Origin of the sequence: Porphyromonas canoris, from assembly GCF_000769115.1 — a bacterium.
Lineage (GTDB): Bacteria > Bacteroidota > Bacteroidia > Bacteroidales > Porphyromonadaceae > Porphyromonas_A > Porphyromonas_A canoris.
Window position 1 is genome coordinate 376305 of sequence record NZ_JQZV01000013.1, and the last position, 24159, is coordinate 400463.

Annotated in this window: 20 protein-coding genes; 17 read left to right on the forward strand and 3 right to left on the reverse strand. The window is 46.6% G+C overall.

Annotated elements, in window-relative coordinates:
- Positions 1-212 precede the first annotated feature (212 nt).
- The gene (locus HQ43_RS06800; protein WP_036791435.1) at positions 213-1562 is read right to left on the reverse strand and encodes an OmpA family protein; all 1350 of its coding nucleotides are present in this window, start codon (positions 1560-1562) and stop codon (positions 213-215) included.
- 624 nt (positions 1563-2186) lie between these two features.
- On the opposite strand from HQ43_RS06800, the gene HQ43_RS06805 reads away from it, so the two are divergent.
- From HQ43_RS06805 to gap, 7 genes are all read left to right on the forward strand, one after another.
- Complete coding sequence (locus tag HQ43_RS06805; protein WP_036791438.1) at positions 2187-3206, forward strand: M23 family metallopeptidase; 1020 nt, start codon at positions 2187-2189, stop codon at positions 3204-3206.
- Positions 3207-3362: 156 nt separating this feature from the next.
- Positions 3363-3947, forward strand: a complete 585-nt coding sequence (locus HQ43_RS06810; protein ID WP_052103127.1) for a shikimate kinase — start codon at positions 3363-3365, stop codon at positions 3945-3947.
- On the forward strand, positions 3948-5288 hold the full coding sequence (locus tag HQ43_RS06815; protein ID WP_036791442.1) for an MATE family efflux transporter: 1341 nt from the start codon (positions 3948-3950) through the stop codon (positions 5286-5288).
- Between the two features lie 125 nt (positions 5289-5413).
- Complete coding sequence (locus HQ43_RS09530; RefSeq protein WP_052079439.1) at positions 5414-5704, forward strand: YtxH domain-containing protein; 291 nt, start codon at positions 5414-5416, stop codon at positions 5702-5704.
- 244 nt (positions 5705-5948) lie between these two features.
- Positions 5949-6380: a phage holin family protein gene (locus HQ43_RS06825; RefSeq protein WP_036791445.1), complete on the forward strand. Its 432-nt coding sequence runs from the start codon at positions 5949-5951 to the stop codon at positions 6378-6380.
- A complete protein-coding gene (locus HQ43_RS06830) occupies positions 6377-6826 on the forward strand; it encodes a hypothetical protein (RefSeq protein ID WP_036791447.1) in 450 nt (149 codons plus the stop codon). Before HQ43_RS06825 ends, HQ43_RS06830 begins: the two co-directional genes overlap by 4 nt.
- A gap of 165 nt (positions 6827-6991) precedes the next feature.
- Entirely contained in the window at positions 6992-8005 is a 1014-nt protein-coding gene (gap, locus tag HQ43_RS06835) for a type I glyceraldehyde-3-phosphate dehydrogenase (protein ID WP_036791450.1), read from the forward strand.
- Positions 8006-8037: 32 nt separating this feature from the next.
- On the opposite strand, the gene HQ43_RS06840 is transcribed toward gap, so the two are convergent.
- The gene (locus tag HQ43_RS06840) at positions 8038-8238 is read right to left on the reverse strand and encodes a hypothetical protein (protein WP_036791452.1); all 201 of its coding nucleotides are present in this window, start codon (positions 8236-8238) and stop codon (positions 8038-8040) included.
- Positions 8239-9227: 989 nt separating this feature from the next.
- Here HQ43_RS06840 and lpdA point away from each other — a divergent pair.
- The 5 genes from lpdA to HQ43_RS06865 are packed head-to-tail and all read left to right on the forward strand — an operon-like array spanning position 9228 to position 15280.
- Positions 9228-10580 (forward strand): dihydrolipoyl dehydrogenase, encoded by a 1353-nt coding sequence (lpdA, locus tag HQ43_RS06845; RefSeq protein WP_036791455.1) that lies wholly within the window; start codon positions 9228-9230, stop codon positions 10578-10580.
- A gap of 26 nt (positions 10581-10606) precedes the next feature.
- Positions 10607-11377, forward strand: a complete 771-nt coding sequence (locus HQ43_RS06850; protein WP_052103128.1) for a lipoate--protein ligase family protein — start codon at positions 10607-10609, stop codon at positions 11375-11377.
- Between the two features lie 34 nt (positions 11378-11411).
- Positions 11412-12704: a dihydrolipoamide acetyltransferase family protein gene (locus HQ43_RS06855; protein ID WP_036791458.1), complete on the forward strand. Its 1293-nt coding sequence runs from the start codon at positions 11412-11414 to the stop codon at positions 12702-12704.
- 12 nt (positions 12705-12716) lie between these two features.
- Positions 12717-14756 (forward strand): alpha-ketoacid dehydrogenase subunit alpha/beta, encoded by a 2040-nt coding sequence (locus tag HQ43_RS06860; RefSeq protein WP_036791460.1) that lies wholly within the window; start codon positions 12717-12719, stop codon positions 14754-14756.
- Positions 14757-14770: 14 nt separating this feature from the next.
- Entirely contained in the window at positions 14771-15280 is a 510-nt protein-coding gene (locus HQ43_RS06865; RefSeq protein WP_036791463.1) for a flavodoxin, read from the forward strand.
- On the opposite strand, the gene HQ43_RS06870 is transcribed toward HQ43_RS06865, so the two are convergent.
- Positions 15261-15521 (reverse strand): hypothetical protein, encoded by a 261-nt coding sequence (locus HQ43_RS06870; protein ID WP_036791465.1) that lies wholly within the window; start codon positions 15519-15521, stop codon positions 15261-15263. The two genes, HQ43_RS06865 and HQ43_RS06870, sit on opposite strands and share 20 nt — an antisense overlap.
- Positions 15522-16173: 652 nt before the next feature.
- Here HQ43_RS06870 and HQ43_RS06875 point away from each other — a divergent pair.
- The 5 genes from HQ43_RS06875 (at position 16174) to HQ43_RS06895 (ending at position 24092) form a co-directional block, all read left to right on the forward strand.
- Positions 16174-17661 carry an IMP dehydrogenase gene (locus tag HQ43_RS06875; RefSeq protein ID WP_036792701.1) on the forward strand — a complete coding sequence of 496 codons (1488 nt, stop codon included), beginning with the start codon at positions 16174-16176 and terminating at the stop codon, positions 17659-17661.
- A gap of 34 nt (positions 17662-17695) precedes the next feature.
- A complete protein-coding gene (locus HQ43_RS06880; RefSeq protein WP_036791468.1) occupies positions 17696-18304 on the forward strand; it encodes a riboflavin synthase in 609 nt (202 codons plus the stop codon).
- 14 nt (positions 18305-18318) lie between these two features.
- On the forward strand, positions 18319-18879 hold the full coding sequence (locus tag HQ43_RS06885; RefSeq protein ID WP_036791471.1) for a nitroreductase family protein: 561 nt from the start codon (positions 18319-18321) through the stop codon (positions 18877-18879).
- Positions 18880-18979: 100 nt separating this feature from the next.
- Positions 18980-20626, forward strand: a complete 1647-nt coding sequence (locus HQ43_RS06890) for a fumarate hydratase (RefSeq protein WP_052103129.1) — start codon at positions 18980-18982, stop codon at positions 20624-20626.
- A gap of 13 nt (positions 20627-20639) precedes the next feature.
- Entirely contained in the window at positions 20640-24092 is a 3453-nt protein-coding gene (locus tag HQ43_RS06895; RefSeq protein ID WP_036791474.1) for an AAA domain-containing protein, read from the forward strand.
- Positions 24093-24159 lie beyond the last annotated feature (67 nt).

Genomic DNA, 24159 nt, shown 5'->3' on the forward strand with positions numbered 1-24159 from the left:
CTTTATAGTAGTGTTCTCTTTTTTGTTCGATTGCGAAATGCCTATTCTTATTTTCAGTTGTTTCCTATGCTTTAACGGCAGAATTTTTATAAATATGGGAGAACGCGAGTCTGTTCTATGCGTGTCGGAGGATATATAAAAAAGAGGAACGGCGGTAAGTGAAACCACTTACCGCCGTTCGTTTTATTTACTTAGTCGGGATCGAAGAAGTATTAGTTCTTCACCTCAACTCTTCTTGCCTTGATAGAAAGAGCGTCCTTGCCAGTAAGAACAGGGTCTTTACCTTGACCTGCAGTAGTGATACGAGATACATCTACACCTTGTTTAGCAAGATATGATTTAAGGGCTTCTGCACGGTTGATAGCAAGTTTGTTGTTAAGAGCTTCAGTACCTGTGTGGTCGCAGAAACCTGTGATAACAAATTCTACAGTTGGGTTTTCCTTCAATGTAGATACGATTGTTGCCAATTCGTTCTTGTACTTTCTAACATCGATTCTGTGTGAACCTCTGTTGAAGTGTACTGTTGGAAGGTCAAACTTAACTGCTGCAAGAGCTGCCAAACGAGCTTCTTCTTCTGCCTTTCTGCGAGCAGCTTCTTCTTCAGCTCTCTTACGAGCAGCTGCTTCAGCTTCTGCCTTTTCGCGAGCCAAACGTTCAGCTTCTGCTTTTTCGCGAGCGATGCGCTCAGCTTCAAGACGTTCGTTCACTCTGTCTGTAGCCATCTTCTTGATAGCTGAACCAACAGGAGCGTAAAGGATATTGTCTTCCTTGTTTGTGTTGCCAATCTTGTAAACAACGCCAAGAGCCACTTGACCTACAACACCATAACGAAGCTTGGTACCTGTATTGTCGATACCGTCGAAGTTGTTGTTGTTTTGGATCCAAGCAGTACCTGCCTTAAGCATTACGTCTACATGCTTGCTTGCGCGAACACGGAAGTCAAGATCTCCACCAAGAGCTAGAGTGAGGTCGTTCTTGAGATCCGAAGTGTTGAACTTCGCATTGTCGCTAACCTTGTGAAGTGTAGGAGAAAACTTGTAAGCATAAACAGCAGGGCTTAGGATAAGAGCCACCTTGCGGTTTGCACCAGGAGCGAATAGAGGAGCCACGTTGAAGTCGAAGTGCAAACCTCCACCCATGTGTACGATCTTAGAATAAACATCCTTGAAAAGCATAGACTCAGCAGGAGCTTTGCTCATATCGCCATAGAATGTCTGACCGTTAGGCATTACTCTGTATTGCATTTCTTCTTTCTTTGCGCCTGCAGGAGCGTTTCCGTACTGACCTGTAAGGCTAAGACCGAAGAATGGATTGAATTGGTAACCCAATTGCAAGCCACCCATGTAACCAAAGTGGATTTTGTCATGAGCAAGTGTTGCCATATCTCCACCTTGAGTAAATGGTAAACCACCATAGATACCTATACTCCAGTTAGAGTAGTTTTGCTTAATCTCTTTTTTAATCTTTAGAGCTTCTTCCTTAATAAGTTCTTCTTTTGTCTGTGCTTGAGCACCTACTGCTAAAAACAACGGAAGAGCAAGATAAAGTCCAATCTTTCTCATTACTTTGTGATGTTAAAAAGTTATTGTTTGTTTGTTACCTTCTTATCTATTTTTAGGCGATAATATATTCTGCATTTTCCTAACGGATATAGGCAAAATCATTGTCCATCTTAGGTTTGAAAATGCCATACTTTGACGCAAAGATAATAATTACTTCTTAAACTCAGTCTAATGTTATAAAAATAATGCCTTTAGCCCACTTCTTTTTGTCTTTTCGGGACTATTTCAAGGGTATTCGAGGGTGTCCCGGAGTATTTTTGTCGCTCCGTTCTTTCGGACTGTCGCTTTGTCTGCTCTTGGAGAAACTTTTCGGTGGAGATACTCTCCTATTTATATATTGGTGTTCGGAGTGTTAAAGATTGTTTGCTTGTAATCTCTGCTCAATATAGAAATCATTTGTAACGTTTTTACTAATAGTATTTTGGGGTGGTTTATTTTATTTTGGGCGTCCCCTTTTGTCGTGTTAAATAATGATTTTTGGAGCGGAATTGTTTGATTCTTTTGCAGTTAAAAGGTATATTTGTCGGAAAAGTAGTGCTTTTGAAGTCGGTTAAAGTAAGGACATGGCTGAAAATAGCTCTGCTTTCGTGGTTATAAATAGATGGTTTAACAGCACAAATTTATATGCGACATTTGAATTACCGATGTCTCCTTACAGCCGTGGCATGGCTTTCATTCCATGGACTTGTGTCGGCTCAAGCGCCACCGGGAGGAAATAAGGTTAATCAGGATCCGATAAAATCTATCGAGACTGCCATTCAAAAGCAGATGGGAAAAGACTCTCTCGCAATGGCAGATAACCTTAAAACTAAAGACATTAGAAGAACAAAAGAGCTCAATAAAGCCATAGAGGAATCTATCGCGATGGAGCTAGAGAGAGAGAGACTCGATTTTCCCGCAATGGATATTTACGGTGAAAACTCTTGGCACTCGAAGTCTGTAAATCCAATAATCGGAACGGCCATTACGGCAATTCCCGATACGTACGACATAGATTGTACCCAATTCACTTCTCCTTTAGGAAACGAAAGTATGCGTGTAACTTCACGCTACGGATATCGTAAAAGATACCGCCGTATGCATTACGGAATAGATATTGGTCTCAGTATTGGAGACTCTGTTCGTGTTGCATTCGATGGAAAGGTTCGCATGGTGAACTATGAAAGGAAAGGATACGGACACTACGTTGTGGTAAGACACCCTAATGGCTTGGAAACTGTGTATGGACACCTTTCTCGTGCCATTGTAACGGAAGACCAGGTGGTGAAAGCTGGAGATGTGATAGCTCTTGGAGGCAATACCGGAAGAAGTTCAGGTCCTCACTTGCACTTTGAAACACGTTTCATGGGTATTCCTATCAATCCGGAGCTTATCATAGACTTCTCAACGGGAATCCCTCATAGTGATGTCTTTACTTTTGTAAAAGGAAGACATAAAGCGGGAGGTAATGCTTTGGCTTCATCTCGAAAGTCTTCGGCATCCTCTACAAGCAAGAATATTGTCGTACACCGAGTGAGAAACGGAGATACTTTATCCGAGATAGCCTCCAGGTACGGCACGTCAGTAAATAAAATTTGTAGGCTTAACGGTATAACGCCAAAAACAACTCTCAAGATTGGTAGAGCGTTGCGTATTACGGCGTAAGTACCTGTTTGAAGCGACATTTGTTATATATAGAGCAATACCATTTAAGTTAACAAGGTTGAGTCTTTACTGAAAAGATTTCTACCTGAAAAGAAGAGCTACGGTTGCAATCTCTAAGATTGCTTAGCTGTAGCTCTTTTTGTGAAGAATAGCGCTATGGCAAAGTATGTTTCGGAAGAGAAAGGATATCAACCACTTCCGCCATTGATCCTTGTCGGATTTATGGCAGTAGGCAAGAGTACATTGGGTCGGGTCTTAGCAGAAAAGCTCTCTTACCGATTTATGGATACGGATCTTCTTTTGGAGAATCGCTTTCGGACAACCATTTCAGACCTCATAACCTCCCATGGAGAAACTTATTTCAGAGAGAGAGAATACGCCATCGTGCAGGAAGTGATGGCGCATGAGTGTTCTGTGATAGCGACCGGGGGAGGAGCTCCCTGCTATAAGGACTGCATGAAACAGCTAATGGACAACGGAGTGGTGGTTTATCTGGAGTGTCCTTTGGATATTCTTTCTGCCCGTCTGTATCGTTATCGCCATACCCGACCCGCGGTGGCACTCAAAACTGCCGAGGAGATTGCTCTGTTTGTGAAAGAAAAACTTGCACTTCGAGAGCCTGCCTATCTGCAGGCAAAGTATCGGGTGGATGTCGGCAAGCTGGAAACGGCAGAAGAGGTTCAGGAATGTGCCGAGCAGATATTGAAGTTGTATCACCGGGAGATTGCGAATAGAGAGTAGATGGCATCCGTAAAGCATATTCTGAAAATAGCATCCCCCGTATTTGTATCCCTCATTGCGCAAAATATTGTAGGGATAACCGATACTGCATTTATGGGGCGAATAGGCGAAGTGGCTATGGGTGGATCCGCCATGGCAGTCATGGCATATTATTGCGTATTCACTTTGGGCTTCGGACTTGGAGCCGGAACACAGATTTTGGTATCCAAGCGATTCGGAGAAGGTCGGCGGGACGAGATAGGAAGAGTATTCGGACAAAGCTCCCTTTTGCTTCTTATTGCTGCTCAGCTTTCCTTCTTTATCTGTTACATCTTTGGGGAGTCCATGTTTTATGCGCTCCTTAAAAGTCCGGACGTTGCAGACGTTGCCACCGAATATTGGCAGTGGCGCATTTGGGGCTTTGTCCTTGCTTTTCAGTCCACCACCTATCGTGCATTTTATATAGGTATAGGGAAAACGAAAGTGCTTACCTATAATGCCTTCATCATGGCAGTGGTAAACATCGTGCTCGATTACGTCCTTATCTTCGGACACTTTGGTGCTCCGGCATTGGGTGTAAAGGGGGCTGCTTTGGCAAGTGTCATCGCTGAGGGCTCATCTCTGCTGTTTTACTATTTCTATTCAAGGCTGAGCGGTCATACGGGGGAGTATTCTCTCCACTACACCGCCATACGTCTGAACATAAAGCTGATCCGGCAGATTTTCAGACTATCCTTTTATCTCATGTTGCAAGGACTCGTCAGCCTCATGGTCTGGGCGGTTTTCTTCATCTTCATAGAGAAGTTGGGAGAGCGAGCATTGGCTGTTGCGGCTGTCGCAAGGAGTATCTACATCTTCCTGTATATACCGATAAGTTCATATTCTACCGCTGTCCACACCATCGTGGGGCAGACCATCGGACGGAAAGAGGAGGATAAAGTTCCGGGTCAGGTCTTCAAGATTGCAAGGCTTTCCCTGCTTACGATGAGTGTGTTTGTCGTCATCATCAACCTCTTTCCGCATATCGTCACGGAGATCTTTACGGACGATCTCTCTCTTATCGCGGATGCAGTCCCGACCCTAAGAGTGATTACCATAGCACTGCTCGGCAGTTCCGTTGCCAATATGTTCTTTGCCGCCGTCTCCGCTACGGGTGCAACCAAGAAAGCGATGCAGATAGAGATGGCAACCATCCTTATCTATCTCGGGATGGCCTGGGTATTGACCTACTACTTGAATGCTCCGGTTCACTGGTGTTTTACCGTAGAGGTCGTATACTATATTATAATAGGAGTCTTCAGTTCGCTTTTTATTATACGGGAGAGGTGGAGACACCCAAAATGGCGAATGTTTCTGGAATAGCATTTGTCTGCTTTCGTAGAATTTCTTAACCCGAAACTTTTTTGTATATTTGTAATGAGGGGATGTGGAGAACTCTTCTCAGATGAGAAAGTAATGTTATTAACTAACTTAAATACTACATTAGCATGAAAGGCAATGGTGGAATGAAATTCCTTATCGGTTTTGCAATTGGAGCAGCAGTAGGTGCTGCCGCTGCATATTTTTCTGATGAAAAGAAACGTAATGACTTTATAGATGATGTATCCGACTTTTCAGACTCTGTAAAGAGTGGAGTAAAGGATGCTTACTACGGAGCTCGCATAAGAGGAAGAAAGGCTTCTCGTGATCTTCAACGCTACTTGGCAGATGTGAAGGACTCTGCAGAAGGAATGTATGAAGAGGTAAAAGACAAGGCTCTCCGTGCTATGAAGTCTTAACTTCCGGCATATACGGAAGATATTTTCAGATCCGATAAATCTCGGATCGTCGGGTAGGTCTTCAATGATCTGCGTTATGTGTGGCTTTGAGATGAGGTGTGGTCATCGTGTTGTTGCGGAGAGCTTAGAGGCTCTGCGCTCGTCTTGATGGGGCAGATCTTTTCAAAGCCATATTTTTTTAGGTCTGTACTTTCCGGGGGATAGGGGCAGGTCTTCAGTTATAAATTTGTCCAGTTATACAGAAATGCAAAAAACATTCTTACAGATCATAGAGGAAACAAAAGAGGACTTCTTGGCTCTGATCTTTTCTCGCATAGAGCTTATGAAGCTGTCGGCTGTGGAGAAAGGAGTGCCTGTGGGTGTCATTGCCGTTTACGCCACTATCGTGCTCACACTGCTCCTTGTGTCCACCACGCTTTATCTGGCTGCGGCCTCTTTTGCACTGAGTCTGCTCTTCACGGAGCTTTATGCCGAGCTGCTCAAAGCACTTTCTCTTGGCTTCACCATCTCAGGTACGATATTCCTCATACCGGCTCTTTACATGGCTTTTCGGTGGAGACACTACACGGATAGATATTCCGAGAAGTATATCCATGTCGTTCTGGATCATTTGGATGAGCAGAATGCCCAAGATGCCATCAAGGATGCCATAGAGGAGAAAGGAGGTAAGGCATGAACCGTAGCCGTCCGATACAAGTCTCTTCCGCAGAAAGGCTGCGAATCAAAAGAGGATTTTACAAGAATGAAATTCGTTCTGCCGAGATGCGTCTCCAGAATAATATAGGCTATCTTTCCCAAAACATTGGATGGATGCTCTTTGAAGAGCTCAAAGGAGTAGTAGCCGAGAGAGTCCCGGGAGGTGGCAAGCTGCTCGGCTTCCTTGGATTGTTCGACCGTTCGAGAGAGAAAACCAGCATACGGACCATAGATCCCGATGCTCGGCAAGAGGAGCAGCAACAACCCTCTGCACTCTCTTCGCTTCTTTCCGGAGTGGTCAGCAGTCCGATGCTAAGTGCTATCCTTCCTCTGGCAGCCGGTTACATACAGGGTCGGGCTTTCAATCTGGGATTGAAAGCCGTACGCAAAATTCTTTCTCTTCCTTTTGGTCGCAAAAAGAAGTAGTTCAAGCAGATATTGGAGACCATAGAGGGAGTATGGATTGGAAAAATATTCATATATTTGTATTGCCTTAGACGAGAGACTCCAATAGTGGGTCTCCGTTATTGTAATGCAGATATATGAGGTTTTAATAGATTTTTTTACATTCAAAAAATACGATAACTGAAAATGATTAAAGTAGGTATTAACGGTTTTGGCCGTATCGGACGTTTCGTTTTCCGTGCTGCTCAAAAAAGAACAGACATTCAAGTTGTAGCCATCAATGACCTTATGCCGGTAGATTACTTGGCATATATGTTGAAATACGACACTATGCACGGAACATTTGAAGGAACAATAGACTTCAACATGGATAAGAACATTCTTATCGTGAATGGTAAGGAGGTTCGCATAACAGCGGAACGCGATCCTAAAGACCTTAGATGGGCAGAAGTGGGAGCAGATTATGTAGTAGAATCTACCGGTCTTTTCCTAAGCAAAGATAAGGCACAAGGACACATTGATGCAGGTGCAAAGTATGTAGTGATGTCGGCTCCTTCAAAGGACGATACTCCTATGTTCGTTTGCGGAGTAAATCATAAAGAGTATGTGAAAGGTACTCAGTTTGTATCCAATGCTTCTTGTACAACCAACTGTTTGGCTCCGGTGGCAAAGGTTCTCAACGATAAGTTTGGTATCGTAGATGGTCTCATGACCACAGTACACTCTGTTACTGCAACACAAAAGACCGTTGATGGTCCGTCTCTAAAGGACTGGCGTGGTGGTCGTGCTGCTACCGGCAACATCATCCCATCATCTACAGGAGCTGCAAAGGCAGTAGGTAAGGTAATCCCTGCACTCAATGGCAAGCTTACCGGAATGTCTTTCCGTGTACCTACACTCGATGTTTCCGTAGTGGATCTTACTGTAAACCTCGCAAAGCCTGCGAAGTACGATGAGATCTGCAAGGCTATGAAAGAGGCTTCTGAGGGCGAACTCAAGGGCATCCTTGGCTATACAGACGAAGAAGTGGTATCTTCAGACTTCCTTGGAGACGTTCGCAGCTCTATCTTCGATGCTAAAGCGGGTATCGCTCTAACAGATACATTCGTTAAGATTGTTTCCTGGTACGATAACGAGATCGGTTATTCTAACAGAGTACTCGACCTTATCGCACACATGGCAACAGTAAACGCAAAATAAAAAGATGTCGAGACGACATTGATGCTTTGATTTTAATCATAAATTAGAGAAGGGGCTGTGCCGGCATTTGTTTGGCATAGCCCCTTTTCGCATACATTAAAATGCGTAGAGTTCAAGGCGATAGGGGTGAGGCTCGACAGAGCATACCGGAGTACCTGACCGATGCCGAATATCGCAAGCAACGCAGTGATCTGTACCTTATAATACTCTATGTTTTTCTCTCTATTCATCATGACACCCCTTCCGGATGCTCTCCAAAGTGTCGCCGGTGCATTTGAGCCAGAAGCGCTTCCTTATGGTCTGCTTCTCTTTTCTTTTTCTTCCCCGAAAGGTGTCGGATTCATGGGATAAAAATGTTATTCTCTCGGCTCCGACAGCCCTTGTTTTTGACCCGTTTTTTGGGGATGTTTTATATAAAAACAGAGCGGTAAGATTCTCTCTCCATGCCGATGATTTTCTCTTCTGTTTTGTGTCATTCCAAATTTGTGAGCCTTTAATTTGTTTGTTATCAGACGAGTATGAGAAATCGCAAATTTGGAAAAAATTTTTTCTCAGTCCGTTTGATGGGGCTTTTTCGAGTTAATAGGTGTGAATTTTAACGCCCATGTCTGTAAACGTTTCCTAATAAAGAAATCTTCCTTTTTAGGTGTATTTTAGGAGAAAAATGCTTAATCTTCTGATAGTTAGTGCTTTGATGGTTTTGGCTAAACACGTTAATCGAATTCGGTAAACGTGTTTAATGAAATCGGTAAACGTGTTCATTGAAAAATTAAACACGTTAAGCCGAAAGAATATGCTCGTTTAGCATTTTGGCTTAACGAGTATCGGAATTTGTGTTAATAAACCGGGGTAGATTTAACAGTTCGGTCGTGCTCTGAAAACGACCCCTCCGAGCAAAATAGAGAGCAGGAAAAAAGTGGGCATTTTTCGGGATGGAATATATAAAAACAGAGCTTGAAAATGGGGTGAAAAAGCGGTGAAATCTTTCCCGATACATTTTTGTGGTTTCTGTTTTTCTTGTATAAGATGTTTTGTTGATGGATTTTTCTGTTATGGAAATATATAAATAATACTTGATTATGGTTAGATAAACCATTTTCTTCTCCGTTTTTAAGTGGAATGATATACTCAATAATGGTTAGATCTACCTCTATATCAAATATTTGTTGTACTTTTAGAGAGAAAAAGGAGAAAAGTATAACGAATAAATCTTATATAATAAATGAACTTTGACATAGCAATAATTGGTGGTGGTCCTGCCGGTTACAATGCCGCTGCGAAGGCTTCCGCCGGAGGTCTCAAGACCGTACTCTTTGAGAAGAGTGAGCTTGGAGGCGTTTGCCTTAACGAGGGTTGCATCCCGACCAAAACACTTCTCTACTCCGCAAAGACACTGGAAAGCGCAAAGTCTGCTCTCAAGTACGGCATCAAGATAGACGGAGAAATCTCTTTCGATTATAAGCGAATCATCGCTCGTAAAAACAAGGTCGTGAAGAAGCTTACAGCCGGTGTGGCGTTCAAGATGAGCTCTTCGGGCGTTGAGGTTGTAAAGGAGTTGGCTACCATTGCAGGGGAGTCGGGCGATGAGTTTATCATCAAAAGCGAAAGCGGACAGGAGTATCACGCAAAGTATCTGTTGCTTTGTACGGGTTCGGATACCTTTATCCCTCCCATTCCGGGCTTGGATGGCGTGGAGTATTGGACCAGCAGAGAGGCTCTCGAGTCCAAAGAACAGCCTCGTTCCATCGTGATCATCGGTGGCGGTGTCATCGGTATGGAGTTCGCTTCATTCTTCAACAGCATGGGTTCCGAAGTGTCTGTCGTGGAGATGATGCCAGAGATACTTGGAGCAATGGACAAGGAGACTTCGGCAATGTTGCGCGATGAGTATGCCAAGAGAGGTGTCAGCTTCCACTTGAATACGAAAGTTGTCGAAGTGTTTGACGGAGGTGTCAAAGTAGAAAAAGATGGAGAGACTTTCACCATAGAGGGCGAAAAGATTCTTGTAAGCGTGGGACGCAAAGCCCGTTTGCAAGGCTTCGGTCTCGAAAATATATCGGTGGAGACCAACCGTGGCGGTGTTGCCGTGAACGAGTATATGCAGACCTCTCATCCGAGAGTGTATGCAGCCGGAGACGTTACAGGCTTCTCTTTGTTGGCACATACTGCCATACGCGAGGGAGAAGTGGCAATAGGACATATCCTCGGAGAGAATGTTCCGATGTCCTACAAGGCTATTCCGGGCGTTGTATATACCAATCCCGAAATCGTCGGAGTGGGCAAGACCGAAGAGGAGCTTCGTGAGAGCGGAACCTATTTCCGTGTATTGAAGCTGCCTATGGCTTATTCCGGTCGCTTTGTGGCAGAAAACGAGACCGGAAACGGACTTTGCAAGGTGTTGGTAGACGAGAATGAGACCATACTCGGATGCCATATGCTTGGTAACCCGGCATCGGAAATCATCTTCGGTATGGGCATTGCCATCGAAAACGGAGAGACTCTCTCTTCTCTCGGAAAGCATGTCTATCCGCACCCGACCGTTGCCGAGATTATCCACGAAGTGCTGCACGACTAAGATAAGAGGAGTCAGATCGCACACGGATGCCTCACAAGTTTTCCCGTTTTCAGTTTGCACTGCTGCGCGGATCAGAGCCGTCGCTCATTCTTGCTCTGGAAGAGTGGTTGGTGAAGCATTCGGAGATCGACATCATACTGCTTTGGCAGACTCACCCTTCTGTTGTGCTCGGAAAGTATCAGAGCGTAGAGAGGGAGACTCGAAAGGCTATCCTCGACAGCCGAGGGGTGAGTCTGTACAGAAGATTTACGGGAGGTGGAGCGGTTTTTACCGACGAGGGCAATGTGAACATCAGCGTTATAGGGTCGTGCGAGACCTTTACCTTTGATGACGCGGTGCTCCTTCAGCTCTCTTTTTTGCACCGTCTCGGCGTGGATGCCAAGGCAGATAACAGAAGAAGTCTGCTTATCGAAGACCGTAAAATATCGGGCTCGGCGCAGGCTGTATATAAGCAGAGGCAGATTTTTCATGCTACTCTTCTGGTCGAGACAGACCTTTGCAAGCTGGAAGAGATGCTTCGCCCTGAAAACACAAGCACGGAAAGCGACCTGCCCCTAAGTGTCCGGAGCCATCGCTCTCCCGTCACAAATATCTATACCAACTCCGGAAAAAGCTATACGATAACGGAGGTTGAAACACAATACCGGGTGTTCTTGTCGGATCTTGGCTGTAAAGAGACAGACCTGAGCACTCTGTTAAAAAAATCCGACCTGCTGGCACTCGAAAGAGAAAAGTATCAAGACCGCTCTTGGGTCATGTTCGGGACAAAAGATCAAAGCAGAACCAAAAACAGATAAGCAAATTATATTAACACTCAAAACTCAATTTATTATGTCTCTATTTGATATAAAAATGCCCAAGTTGGGCGAAAGTATCACAGAGGGTACTATTCTCACTTGGAATGTGAAAGTGGGCGACACCGTGGAGGAAGACGATATCCTCTTTGAGGTGAACACTGCAAAAGTAAGTGCCGAAATCCCTTCTCCCGTAGCCGGAGTAGTAAAAGAGATTCTTCATGTAGAGGGCGATACCGTGGCGGTAGGTAATATCGTGGCACGTATAGACCTTTCGGGCGAAGCCGTAGTGGGAGAAGAGAGCAAAGCTGCCGCTCCTGCAGAAGAGGCAAAGTCCGCATCTTCTCAGTCCGAAAGCCCGAAAGCCGAAAAGCCTGCCAAGAAGAGCGGAGATCGTTGGTACTCTCCTGTTGTGCTTCAAAAGGCAAAAGAGGGTAAGGTATCTGCCGAAGAGCTGGACGCTATTCAGGGAACAGGATTCGAAGGCAGAGTGTCCAAGCATGATATCATTGCCTTCATAGAGAAGAAGAAAGGCGCACCGGCTCCTTCTCTTACCAAGCCCTCAACTCCTGCCGCTCCTGTTGCCGCCGCTCCGCAAAAGGCAGCACCATCTGTTCCGGTAGTGGCAGGCCCGGAAGATACCGTTATCCCTATGGATCCTGTACGTCGTATCATTGCGGACAGAATGACCGAATCCAAGCACATATCTCCGCACGTTACCAACGTTATAGAGGTCGATGTTACCAACCTGGTACGTTGGAGAGATAGGGAGAAAGAGGCATTCAAGAAGAGAGAAGGTATCAGCCTTACATTTATGGCACCTATACTCGAAGCTACAGCCAAGGCTTTGAAAGACTATCCACGTGTCAACTCTTCCGTGGATGGCTATAACATCATCGAGCGTAAGTCTATCAACATCGGTATGGCGGTATCTCTTCCGGACGGAAACCTTATCGTGCCGGTGATTAAGAATGCAGACCGTATGAGCATCTCCGGCTTGGCGAACGAAGTGTCCGCTTTGGCAAACAAAGCGAGAGCCAATAAGCTCGGAATGGATGAGATTCAAGGTGGAACATTTACCATTTCCAACTTCGGATCTTTCAAGAGTCTCTTCGGAACGCCAATCATTAACCAACCCGAAGTAGCCATACTCGGCGTGGGAACGATAGAGAAGAAACCTTCCATTTTGGAGACTCCGGACGGTCCGGTAATGGCAATCAGAGACAAGATGTATCTTGCTCTCTCTTACGATCATAGAGTAATAGACGGTATGCTCGGAGGTAATTTCCTTTACCGCATAGGGCAATACCTTGAAGAGTGGAACGCATAACAGATCATAACCATGAAGAAATATTTTACTATAACCAATACTGATAAAGAGCTTCTAAAGAAGTGGTATCACCTCCTGATGCTGGGTCGCGCTTTGGACGATAAAGCTCCAAGCTACCTTTTGCAGTCGCTCGGCTGGTCTTACCATGCGCCTTACGCCGGACACGATGGCATTCAACTTGCCATGGGACAAGTGTTCGACAAAGAGAAGGACTTCTTTTTCCCCTATTACCGAGATATGCTCTCCGCTCTTTCCGCAGGTATGACAGCGGAAGAGATTATCCTGAACGGGATTTCCAAGGCTACGGATCCGAGCAGCGGCGGAAGGCATATGTCCAATCACTTTGCCAAGCCGGAGTGGAACATCCAAAACACTTCTTCTGCCGTTGCAAACCATGACCTTCATGCCGTAGGTGTGGCAAGAGCGATGAAGTACTACGGACAGAAAGGTGTGGCATTCACTTCTCATGGTGACTCTTCCACTTCCGAAGGTTACGTTTATGAGGCTATCAATGGAGCTTCAAGGGAGCAACTCCCAGTCGTATTCGTTATTCAGGACAACGGCTATGGCATATCTGTTCCGAAGAAAGATCAGACTGCCAACAGAAAAGTAGCGGATAACTTCACCGGCATGAAGCACCTTCGCATCATTCACTGCAACGGTAAAGACATCTTCGATTCCATGAATGCCATGACAGAGGCAAAGAATCATGCACTCGAAACAAGCTGTCCGGTGATTGTGCAAGCCAACTGTGTACGAATCGGTGCACACTCTAACTCTGACAAGCATACACTATACCGCGATGAAGATGAGCTTGAATACGTAAAGGCGGCAGACCCTATACAGAAGTTCAGACGCATGCTCCTTAGATATAAGAGAGTGTCCGAAGAGGAGCTGTTGGAGATTGAAGAGCAGGTAAAAAAGGATGTAAAGGAAGCCAACAAAAAGGCTCTCCGTGCTCCCGATCCCGATCCGGCATCCATCCATGACTTTGTACTGCCTCCTGCATACGAGTCCGAAAAATACCCCGAAGGTCTTCACAACAGCACGGAAGGCGAGCCGATCAACCTTGTTACCGCACTCAACCAGACCCTTAAAGCAGAGTTCCGCCACAATCCGGATACGTTCCTTTTCGGGCAGGATATGGCCAACAAAGACAAGGGAGGCGTATTCAACGTATCCAAGGGTATGCAGCAGGAGTTTGGCGAAGAGCGTGTATTCAACGCTCCCATCTGCGAAGACTTTATCGTCGGAACGGCTAACGGCATGAGCCGTTTCCGTAAAGACATCCGTGTGGTTATCGAAGGAGCAGAGTTTGCAGACTATTTCTGGCCTGCAATGGAGCAGTTTGTGGACACCACTCACGACTATTGGAGAAGCAACGGAAAGTTCTCCCCGAACGTTACCATACGCCTTGCCTCCGGAGGATATATCGGTGGAGGTATCTACCACTCCCAGAACATCGAAGGTGCTCTATCCACTCTTCCGGGAACGCGAATCGTTTATCCGACATTTGCGGACGATGCTGCCGGACTTTTGCGTACCTCCATGCGCTCCGAAGGGTTGACTGTCTTCATGGAGCCTAAAGCGCAGTACAACTCTGTAGAAGCACAGGCACACGTGCCGGAAGACTTTGAAGTGCCGTTCGGTAAAGGGCGTATCCGTCACGAAGGAAAGGATCTCACCATCGTTACTTACGGCAACACTCTTCTTCTCTCTCTGCAAGCAGCCAAGAGACTAAAGGAGGAAGGTGTCGGAACTGTCGAGGTGATAGACCTTCGTTCTCTTGTTCCTTGGGACAAAGAGATGGTTCGCAAGTCCATAGAGAAGACCGGCAAAGTCCTCATCGTACACGAAGACAAGGTCTTCTCAGGCTTTGGAGCTGAGATCGCGGCTACTATTGCATCCGAGATGTTCACGCTGTTGGATGCTCCGGTATCTCGTTTGGGTTCTACGTTTACACCGGTTGGCTTCAACCCTATTTTGGAGAGAGCCGTTCTGCCTAATGCGGATGGCATCTATCGTGAAGCTAAGCGTCTCATTGAATTTTAATACAGAAACAAGTTATGGAAAAGATAGGATTATTTTACGGAAAGAGTGCCAGAAAGACCTCCAAGGTAGCTGAGATATTGGCAGAAAAGATAGGAAAAGACAAGGTAGACCTTGTCCCTGTGGAGACTGCAAGCAAAGAAGACCTCAACCCATACAAGTATCTCATCATGGGAGGTGCTACATGGTTCGATGGCGAACTTCCATCTTACTGGGACGAAATCCTGCCGGACGTGGAGACACTCTCCATGAAAGGAAAAAAGGTGGCTATCTATGGTCTTGGAGATCAGGCGAGCTATCCGGAAAACTTTGTGGACAGCATCGGTCTGCTTGCAAATCTTGTCAAGCATTGCGGTGGTGAGATCGTAGGTTATACCTCTACGGAGGGTTACGAGTACGAGCGTTCGCAAGCAGAAGAAGAGGGTCAGTTCATGGGCTTGGCTCTCGATTTTGAAAACCAGGAAGCTCTCAACGAAAAGCGCATCTCGGACTGGGTGGCTCAGATCCTCAAAGAGTTCGGCATCTGATAGAGACCCCGACAGCGAAGAGCCCCTTTCGGACATCGCTTTTGAGCAAGGCTCTCTCCCAAGAAAGCCGCTTACGGAGCTTAGGCGATCTTGCCGATGCTTCACGACATAAAGGCTTATAACAGACACAGACACTGCAACACGAAATGGTTGCGGTGTCTGTCTTTTTTTCAGACTGTTTTGCCAATATTTGGGAGACCGAAATCGGCTCTGCCGGAAGAGCCGTTTTTATATATTCCATCCCGAAAAATGCTCACTTTTTTTCGGCTCTCTATTTTGATCGAAGGGGGTGTTTTCAGAGGGGTGCCGAATTTGTTAAATCAGCCCATTTTATTAACACCATTTTTGATACCTGTTAAGCAAAAACGCTAAACGAGCATATTCTTTCGGCTTAACGTGTTTAATTTTTCAGTAAACACGTTTACCGATTTCAATGAACACGTTTACCGGATTCGATTAACGTGTTTAGCCAAAATCATCAAACTGCTAAATATCAACAGATTACCTATTCCCCCAAAAAATGCCCTTGAAAAGGTGAATTTCTTTATTAGGAAATATTTACAGACAGAGGTGTTAAAATTCACACCAATTAACGCGAAAAAGCCCCATGAAACGGACTGAGAAAAAATTTTTTCCAAATTCGCGATTTCTCATATTTGTCTGTTGTCTAATGGGTTATAAGAATAGAAAAAATTATCCGGACTGAATCGGAAGAAAAAAGTTGGCAATTGAGGGGGCAGACCGACCGGCTGTTTTTATATAAAAGTTCCCGCCAAATGGGTTCGAGAAGAGCCTGCTCCGGGAAGAGAGATACTCTTTTCGTCTCTCCTTTGGATAGCTGTACGGAAAACGTTATTTTTGTACCCAAATACAGTAACCTATATCATATCGTTATGGCTATTATACACCAAGAAGTTTCTCGCACGTTTGGCGAATATCTGCTTATCCCCGGATTGACGGAAAAAACCTGTACACCGGACAACGTATCCCTGCGTACTCCTCTTGTGAAATATCGGAAAGAGGATGGAGAGAGCAAGATTAACCTGAACATCCCATTCGTTTCGGCTATCATGCAGTCTGTCTCCAACGATACGCTTGCCATTGAGTTGGCTCGCAACGGAGGGCTCTCTTTCATCTTCGGTTCCCAACCGATAGAGTCTCAAGCGGAAATGGTGAGAAAGGTAAAGAAGTTTAAGGCAGGATTCGTTACCAGCGACTCCAACCTTACACCCGATCACACCCTGCAAGATGTCTTGAACCTGATAGCCAAAACAGGACACTCTACCATCGGGATCACTCATGACGGCACGCCCAATGGTATCCTCAAAGGTATTGTAACCAGCAGAGATTACAGACTTTCGGTGGATCCGAGAGACAAGAAAGTGGCAGACTTCATGACGCCATTCTCTCAGCTTACCGTGGGAAAGCTCGGTATCACGCTCTCCGATGCCAATAACATCATCTGGGGACACAAGCTCAATACGCTTCCTATCATAGATGACGAGGACAGACTCTGCTACTTCGTCTTCCGCAAAGACTACGATAACCATCATCAAAATCCTAATGAACTCTCCGACAAACAAGATAAAACACTTCTTGTGGGTGCCGGTATCAACACTCGCGACTACCAAGAGAGAGTGCCTGCACTGGTAGAAGCCGGAGTGGATGTGCTGTGTATCGACTCGTCCGACGGCTACTCCGAATGGCAGAAAGAGTGTCTGGAGTGGATCAAGAGCAGATACGATGTGCCGGTAGGTGCCGGAAACATCGTGGATAAAGAGGGTTTCCTCTATCTCGTGGAAGCAGGTGCGGACTTTATCAAGGTCGGTATCGGTGGCGGATCCATCTGTATCACTCGCGAACAAAAGGGTATAGGTATGGGGCAAGCCACAGCCGTGATGAACGTGGCTGAGGCAAGAGACGAATATTTTGCTTCCAAAGGCATCTATGTTCCCATTTGCAGCGACGGCGGTATCGTACACGACTATCACATGACACTTGCTCTTGCAATGGGTGCGGACTTTATGATGATGGGAAGATACTTTGCCCGCTTCGATGAGAGCCCTACCAAAGTGCTCAAGGTGGGTAACAACTTCGTGAAAGAGTACTGGGGAGAGGGTTCCAACAGAGCTAAAAACTGGCAGCGTTATGACGCCGGCGGTGATGAAAATCTTAAGTTTGAAGAGGGCGTGGACAGCTATGTGCCTTATGCCGGTAAGATGAAGAGCAATCTGGATAAGACTCTTGCCAAGATGAAAGCCACGATGTGCAGCTGTGGATCCACTACCATCAAGCACCTTCAACACCATGCCAAGATTACGCTGGTATCTTCTACTTCGATAGTGGAAGGCGGTGCGCACGATGTGATACTGAAAGAGTAAGTGAAACAATTATACAGAGAGACAAAGAGAAAAGATGTTTTCAGGAATAGTAGAAGAGGCGGGACGCATCGTTGATATTGTCCATGAAGCAGGTACAGAGAATGTACACCTCACCATAGCGTGTTCTTTCGTAAACGAACTGAAGATAGACCAGAGCATTGCCCACAACGGCGTTTGCCTTACGGTGGTGGAGCTTACGGATGAGACCTATACGGTAACAGCCATAAGCGAGACACTCAAACGGAGCAATCTGGGCGATCTTCGTCCCGGAGACTTGGTAAACTTGGAGAGATCCATGCTGATGAACGGACGTCTTGACGGACACATCGTACAAGGACACGTAGATACCACCGGACTTTGCAGTGCAGTGGAAGAGGCAGACGGCAGTACTTATTATACCATAACATACAGCGTACCCAAAGATATGGCTCTTCAAGGCTACATGACGGTAGAGAAGGGTTCGGTGTGCGTCAATGGCGTTTCGCTGACAGTGTGCGACTCTACTCCGAACTCGTTCCGTGTAGCCATCATCCCTTATACCAAGGAGCATACCAACTTCTGCACCCTTGCCGAAGGGCATAGAGTGAATCTGGAGTTCGACATCATCGGAAAGTATTTGGCAAGACTGCGCTCTCTGGAGTAGTATCCCCCGACAGTATGAGTAAAGATATTTATACCCTCATTCGGGAACGGAAGAGTCATAGAAAGTATGACCCCGAATTTGAGATCCCCGATGAGGTGCTTGGCAGAATCGTTGAGGCAGGACGGCTTTCCCCTTCTGCCTGCAACGGACAGCCTTGGCACTTTGTCGTTGTCAAGGATCGGGAGTTGAGGAAAAGCGTCAGCGACGCCCTGCGGACACCTCTCGCTCCGGGTATGAATAAGTTTACCACGGACTGTTCTGCCTTTATCGTCGTGGTACAAGAGCGTACCAACATCGCAGCCGGTATAGGTGCCGTGATCAAGAACACGGATTACAGCTCTTTCGATATAGGAATAGCCGTGGGCTTTCTCACCTTGGCAGCAGAGCATGAAGGCTTGGGAAGCTGTATCATAGGCTGGTTGGATAAAGGCAAACTAAGGCGTCTGTTGAATGTCCCAAAAGGAAAAGATATTCCCCTTGTAGTGGCTCTGGGGAAAAGTAATGATAAACTCTCACAAAGAAAAAGGAAGCCGGAGCAAGAGGTGATCTCTTGGGACACATATAAGAAGAAGTAAACGGCTTTCGTTGTTTCGGCTAAAAGTAGAAGATTCAATTATTTCTTGTAACTTAATAAGCGGTAAGCAAGAAATAGATATTATCACTAAATGTATTACTATGGCAGTTCCAGAATTTAAGTATCAGGCGATGTTCCCACTCGGACCTGAGAAAACCGAGTATTATAAACTGACAGATCAGTACGTGCAAGAGGTAGATTTTGAAGGCACAAAGATGCTGAAGGTAGATCCGGAAGCTCTTACACTCTTGGCACAACAGGCTTTCCATGATGTTTCGTTCTTTTTACGCCCGGAGCATCAAGAGAGTGTTGCCTCTATTCTTTCGGATCCGGAGGCTTCGGAGAACGATAAGTTTGTCGCTCTTACATTCCTTCGCAATGCAGAAGTAAGTGCCAAAGGGCAGCTTCCATTCTGTCAAGATACAGGTACAGCCGTAATCCTCGGCAAGAAAGGACAGAATGTCTTTACCGGTGTATGCGATGAGGAGTATCTTTCTCGCGGTGTGTATAATACCTATACCCAAGATAATCTTCGCTATTCCCAAAATGCGCCGTTGGATATGTACAAAGAGGTCAATACCGGATGCAATTTGCCGGCTCAGATAGACCTTATGGCAACGGAAGGCGGAGAGTATAAATTCCTTTGTATAGCCAAGGGTGGCGGTTCTGCTAATAAGACATACCTCTATCAAGAGACCAAGGCTCTTCTCAATCCGGATACGCTTGTGAAGTTTCTTGTAGATAAGATGAAGAGTTTGGGTACAGCTGCTTGTCCTCCTTATCATATAGCTTTCGTGATTGGCGGAACATCGGCAGAAACCAACCTTAAAACCGTCAAGCTGGCAAGTGCAAAGTATTATGACGAGCTTCCGACTAGCGGAAACGAAGGCGGTAGAGCTTTTCGCGACATAGAGTTGGAGAAGACTTTGCTGCAAGAAGCATATAAACTCGGCTTGGGAGCGCAGTTCGGCGGAAAATATTTCGCGCATGATATTCGTGTCATAAGGCTTCCACGTCACGGTGCATCCTGCCCTGTAGGAATGGGTGTAAGCTGTTCGGCAGACCGCAATATCAAGGCAAAGATCAATCGTGAAGGTATTTGGATCGAAAAGTTGGAGACTCATCCGGAACGTCTTATCCCGGCAGAGATGCGCGAAGGACACGAAGGAGAAGTGGTGAAAATAGATTTGAACAGACCGATGGCAGAGATCCTGAAAGAGCTTAGCCGTTATCCGGTCTCCACAAGACTCTCTTTATCGGGTACCATCATCGTGGGTCGGGACATCGCTCATGCGAAGTTGAAAGAGCGCATAGACAGCGGTCTAGGATTGCCCGAATATGTCAAGAACCATCCGATATACTATGCAGGACCGGCAAAGACCCCGAAAGGAATGCCTTCCGGATCTTTCGGACCTACAACGGCAGGGCGTATGGACTCTTATGTGGATCTCTTCCAGAGTCATGGCGGAAGCCTTATCATGATTGCGAAAGGTAACCGTAGCCAACAGGTTACAGATGCTTGTCATAAGTACGGAGGCTTTTATCTCGGCAGTATTGGCGGTCCTGCTGCAATCTTGGCACAGGATAGCATCAAGAAAGTAGAGTGTTTGGAGTATCCGGAATTGGGTATGGAGGCGATCTGGAAGATAGAAGTAGAAGACTTTCCGGCCTTTATTCTCGTGGACGACAAAGGCAACGACTTTTTCAAAGTGATCTCTCAAAAGTGTGAGGGTTGCGCTTTGAAGTAAACCTTATACCTCGTTGAACGATCGCATAGATAGCAGATACCATGATGCCGTCAGGGCATTGTTGGGAGAGTTATCGGGCGATGTTTCAAGAGAGATCTCCGTTAAGGATTGGCTGTTGTGCCTGTCCGGGTTTTTGGAGATCGCCACTATCGACAGCGGTCTGACCTTTGAAGGGCATTACGCAAGGCTTGTATACCTTCGTCATGACCCGGTATTTAAGGGCTGTTTACAGCTTTGCAGACGCATCGTGAACAGGTATATCAATTTTTTGAAAAGAGATCCGTCCGAACTTGTTGAAGATACGGAGCGACGTGCATTAGCTGCTTTCATAGGGCACTATTGCGGAGAGACTGCTCTCGGAACGGGTTTTATGGATAAGGAAGCGAACTCGCAGGAAGTACCTGGTGTACTTCCTTCGGGTTCGCTTCCCTCTTTTTTATATCTGGTAGTAGAAGAGATCGGAGAGACGAGTGTGAATGGCTGGGCGTATGGAGAGCATAAAGGAGTGTGGGAAGAGTATTATCTCACCTTTCTCTTCCGCCATATTTACCAGCATGGAGCTTATGACCGTTTGGGCGCACAGGTAGAAAGAGGCAGTGTGATACATCTTTACGACATTCGGGAAACGGCGGAGGGGTTGGTACCACTGTTTATAGTCGTAAGACCGGATATTATTCTGGATGTAACTTCCATAGCCGAATGTTTCGTCTCACACGACTTCTCCGATCCTATGCTCTTCTTGCTTGCAAGGCTCAAACCGCAAAGCCACTCGTGGTATCTGCTTCGGGGAGCTGTGGCGAATAAGTTTCTCGATGATCTTGCGACCTCTTCGGAGAGTGTCTCATTCACTTCTTCTTTTCACGCTGCATTCTGTGCAAATGCGCTCGGATTTGCTTATGCCCGGCTTCCCGTAACATTTGGTGAAGAGGCACAAAGCCAATACGACAACATCCGTAAGAGCATCCGGCTTCTGCGGAAAGAGCAGTTTGAAAGCGTTGCTTTGGAAGCAGAGATTCATGCACCCCTTTTCGGAATGAGGGGACGTATAGATATGCTCTCAAGAGACGGCAGCAGGCTGCTGGAGTTAAAGAGCGGAAAGCCCGGAAGGGGAGGGCATCCCCAACCGCCTCATGCCATTCAGACCATCCTCTATAACCTCATGAGCGAAAAGGCATTCGACTTTCCTCCGGAGCAGAGACAGAGTTACCTTTTGTACGCCACTACGGGCGATCTGTTCCCGATACCGGCTACCCGAAAGAGTGCAATCCTTGCAATGGGACTTCGTAATAAGATGGTCGGCATCCTGCTTCTCGGTTCAAAAGATCAAACAGGCGGGCAAAAACTTTGGGAGATATTGGAGCAATACCTTCGTTTGAATACCGACTCCTCGGAAAATCCTCCCTATGTCCGGGACGAATGCAGAGGTTTGTTGCTTTCCATGGGAGGCAGTCGGGATCCGCTTTTACACGCCTATCAGAGAGCTTATTTCGGTTTTTTGATGCGGGAAGAGATGGCTGCTTACACCAATCAACACAGCAATATGCTTCCCGACGGCACACACACGCCCCCTCACTCGCTTCCGCAGTGGTGGAATGAAAGGGAAGGAGAAGCGTGGACTAACCTTATATTGATGAAGAACAGCTGTACGGATGCCGATCATCCTCTGCTTATCTTCTCGTGGGGCGGCGATAAAGGGACAATGCCGGAGGTTGTACCGGAAGCAGGAGAGCTTCTAAGGCTCTATCCCGTATCTTCCGGAGCGGAGGCTTATCCCTGTTTGCGTTGCAGTGTTGCCGATACTTCGCCGGAAGGATTGACGGTAAGACTGTTGTACGCTCAACCCGATGCCGAACTTCTGCAACTGCGAGAAGGAAACAGCTATCACTTGGAACGCATCGGAGGTCAAAATATCGGAGTGGCGCACCAGTACAGAGCAATAATGGCTTTGGGGCGCACCACCTCACGGCGCAGAGACCTTATCCTTACTCGTGCAGCAGGTTTGGGACGGAGCACGGAGCCGTCTGCCTGTAAAAACGACTTGGACAGAATCGTACAGAAAGCACTTCGGGCAGAAGAGTACTTCCTGCTTGTCGGACCTCCCGGTACGGGAAAGACCTCTCATGCACTGCGGACGATGGTCGAAAGATTGCTTGCCGAAGGTAAACGGATAGTGCTGACAGCCTATACCAACAGAGCGGTGGACGAAATCTGTTTTGCCTTAGAGGAGATACCGCAAGCGGCAGGATACATCAAGGTGGGTAGGGAAAGCATCACGCCTCAATCCGTAAAACCGCATCTTCTTTCCGAGCGTACGGCTCACTGCCGATCCCGAAAAGAGATTCTCGATATTACGGAAAGTTGCCCCGTTTTTGTGGGCACGACGCTCTCTCTTCTGGGACACGCTCTGCTGTGGAGCAGGAAACCGTTCGATGTGCTTATCGTCGATGAAGCTGCCCAACTATTGGAACCTCAACTTTTGGGTCTGCTTACCGCCACTGTCGATGAGGATGGAGAGAGAAGAGAAGCGTTCAAAAAGTTCATTCTCATCGGGGATCACAAGCAGCTCCCTGCGGTAGTGGCGCAGGACAATGAAGGGCTTACAAGCATAGATCCACTACTGAAAGAGCACCGGATGGAGCAGCTCTCTCATTCGCTTTTTCAGAGACTTCTGGAGCATGCCAAGCGCAACAACCATACCCATCTGTACGATGCCTTGACCCTTCAAGGGAGGATGCACCCGAAGATAGAGGCTTATCCCTCATCCGCTTTTTACGACTCTCTGCTGAAACCATTGGGGTTGCCACACCAGCGAGAAGCACTGCTGCCGTTTGCTCTGTCGGAAGAGGAGGAGAGCCTCACCGCCATACTGAAAAGGGAGAGAGTACTCTATCTCGACACTCCGAGAGAACAGCACTCGGAACATAAGGAGAACCGGGCAGAGGCGGAGCAGGTCAAAAATCTGGTACAGACGCTTCTTGTCATGGCTCACACGGCAGGTAGGCGCATTGTCCCTACTCATCCCAAAGAGGCTACCGATCGGCTTTTGAGCCTTGGCATCATCACGCCATACCGCCGTCAGATCCTGACCATCAGACAGACGCTTCGTTCGCTTTCGGATGATGCGTTGCTGGTTTCGATGGTAGGTAAAGACTCTTTGCAGTATCTGCTCGATCATCTTGTGATAGATACGGTGGAGCGTTTTCAAGGCTCGCAAAGAGACATCATTCTATACTCTGTCTGCACCAATCAACCGTTTCAGATCTCTTTCCTTTCCGCCTCTTCGTTTCGGGATGAAGCCGGAAAAGAGATAGACCGCAAGCTCAATGTGGCACTCACAAGAGCCAGACATCAGATGATTTTGCTGGGAAACAGAGAGATACTGTCGCTTAGCAGAGGTTACAGCGGATATATCGAAAGAGCGGCGGAGGTACCCCTCGAAGCACTCTCAAAACAGGTGAAAAAGTAGCTCTTTTCGGGAGCTTTTATATAAAAACGGTCGGACGATCTGCCGCCGAAATCGCTCTCTTTTTTCT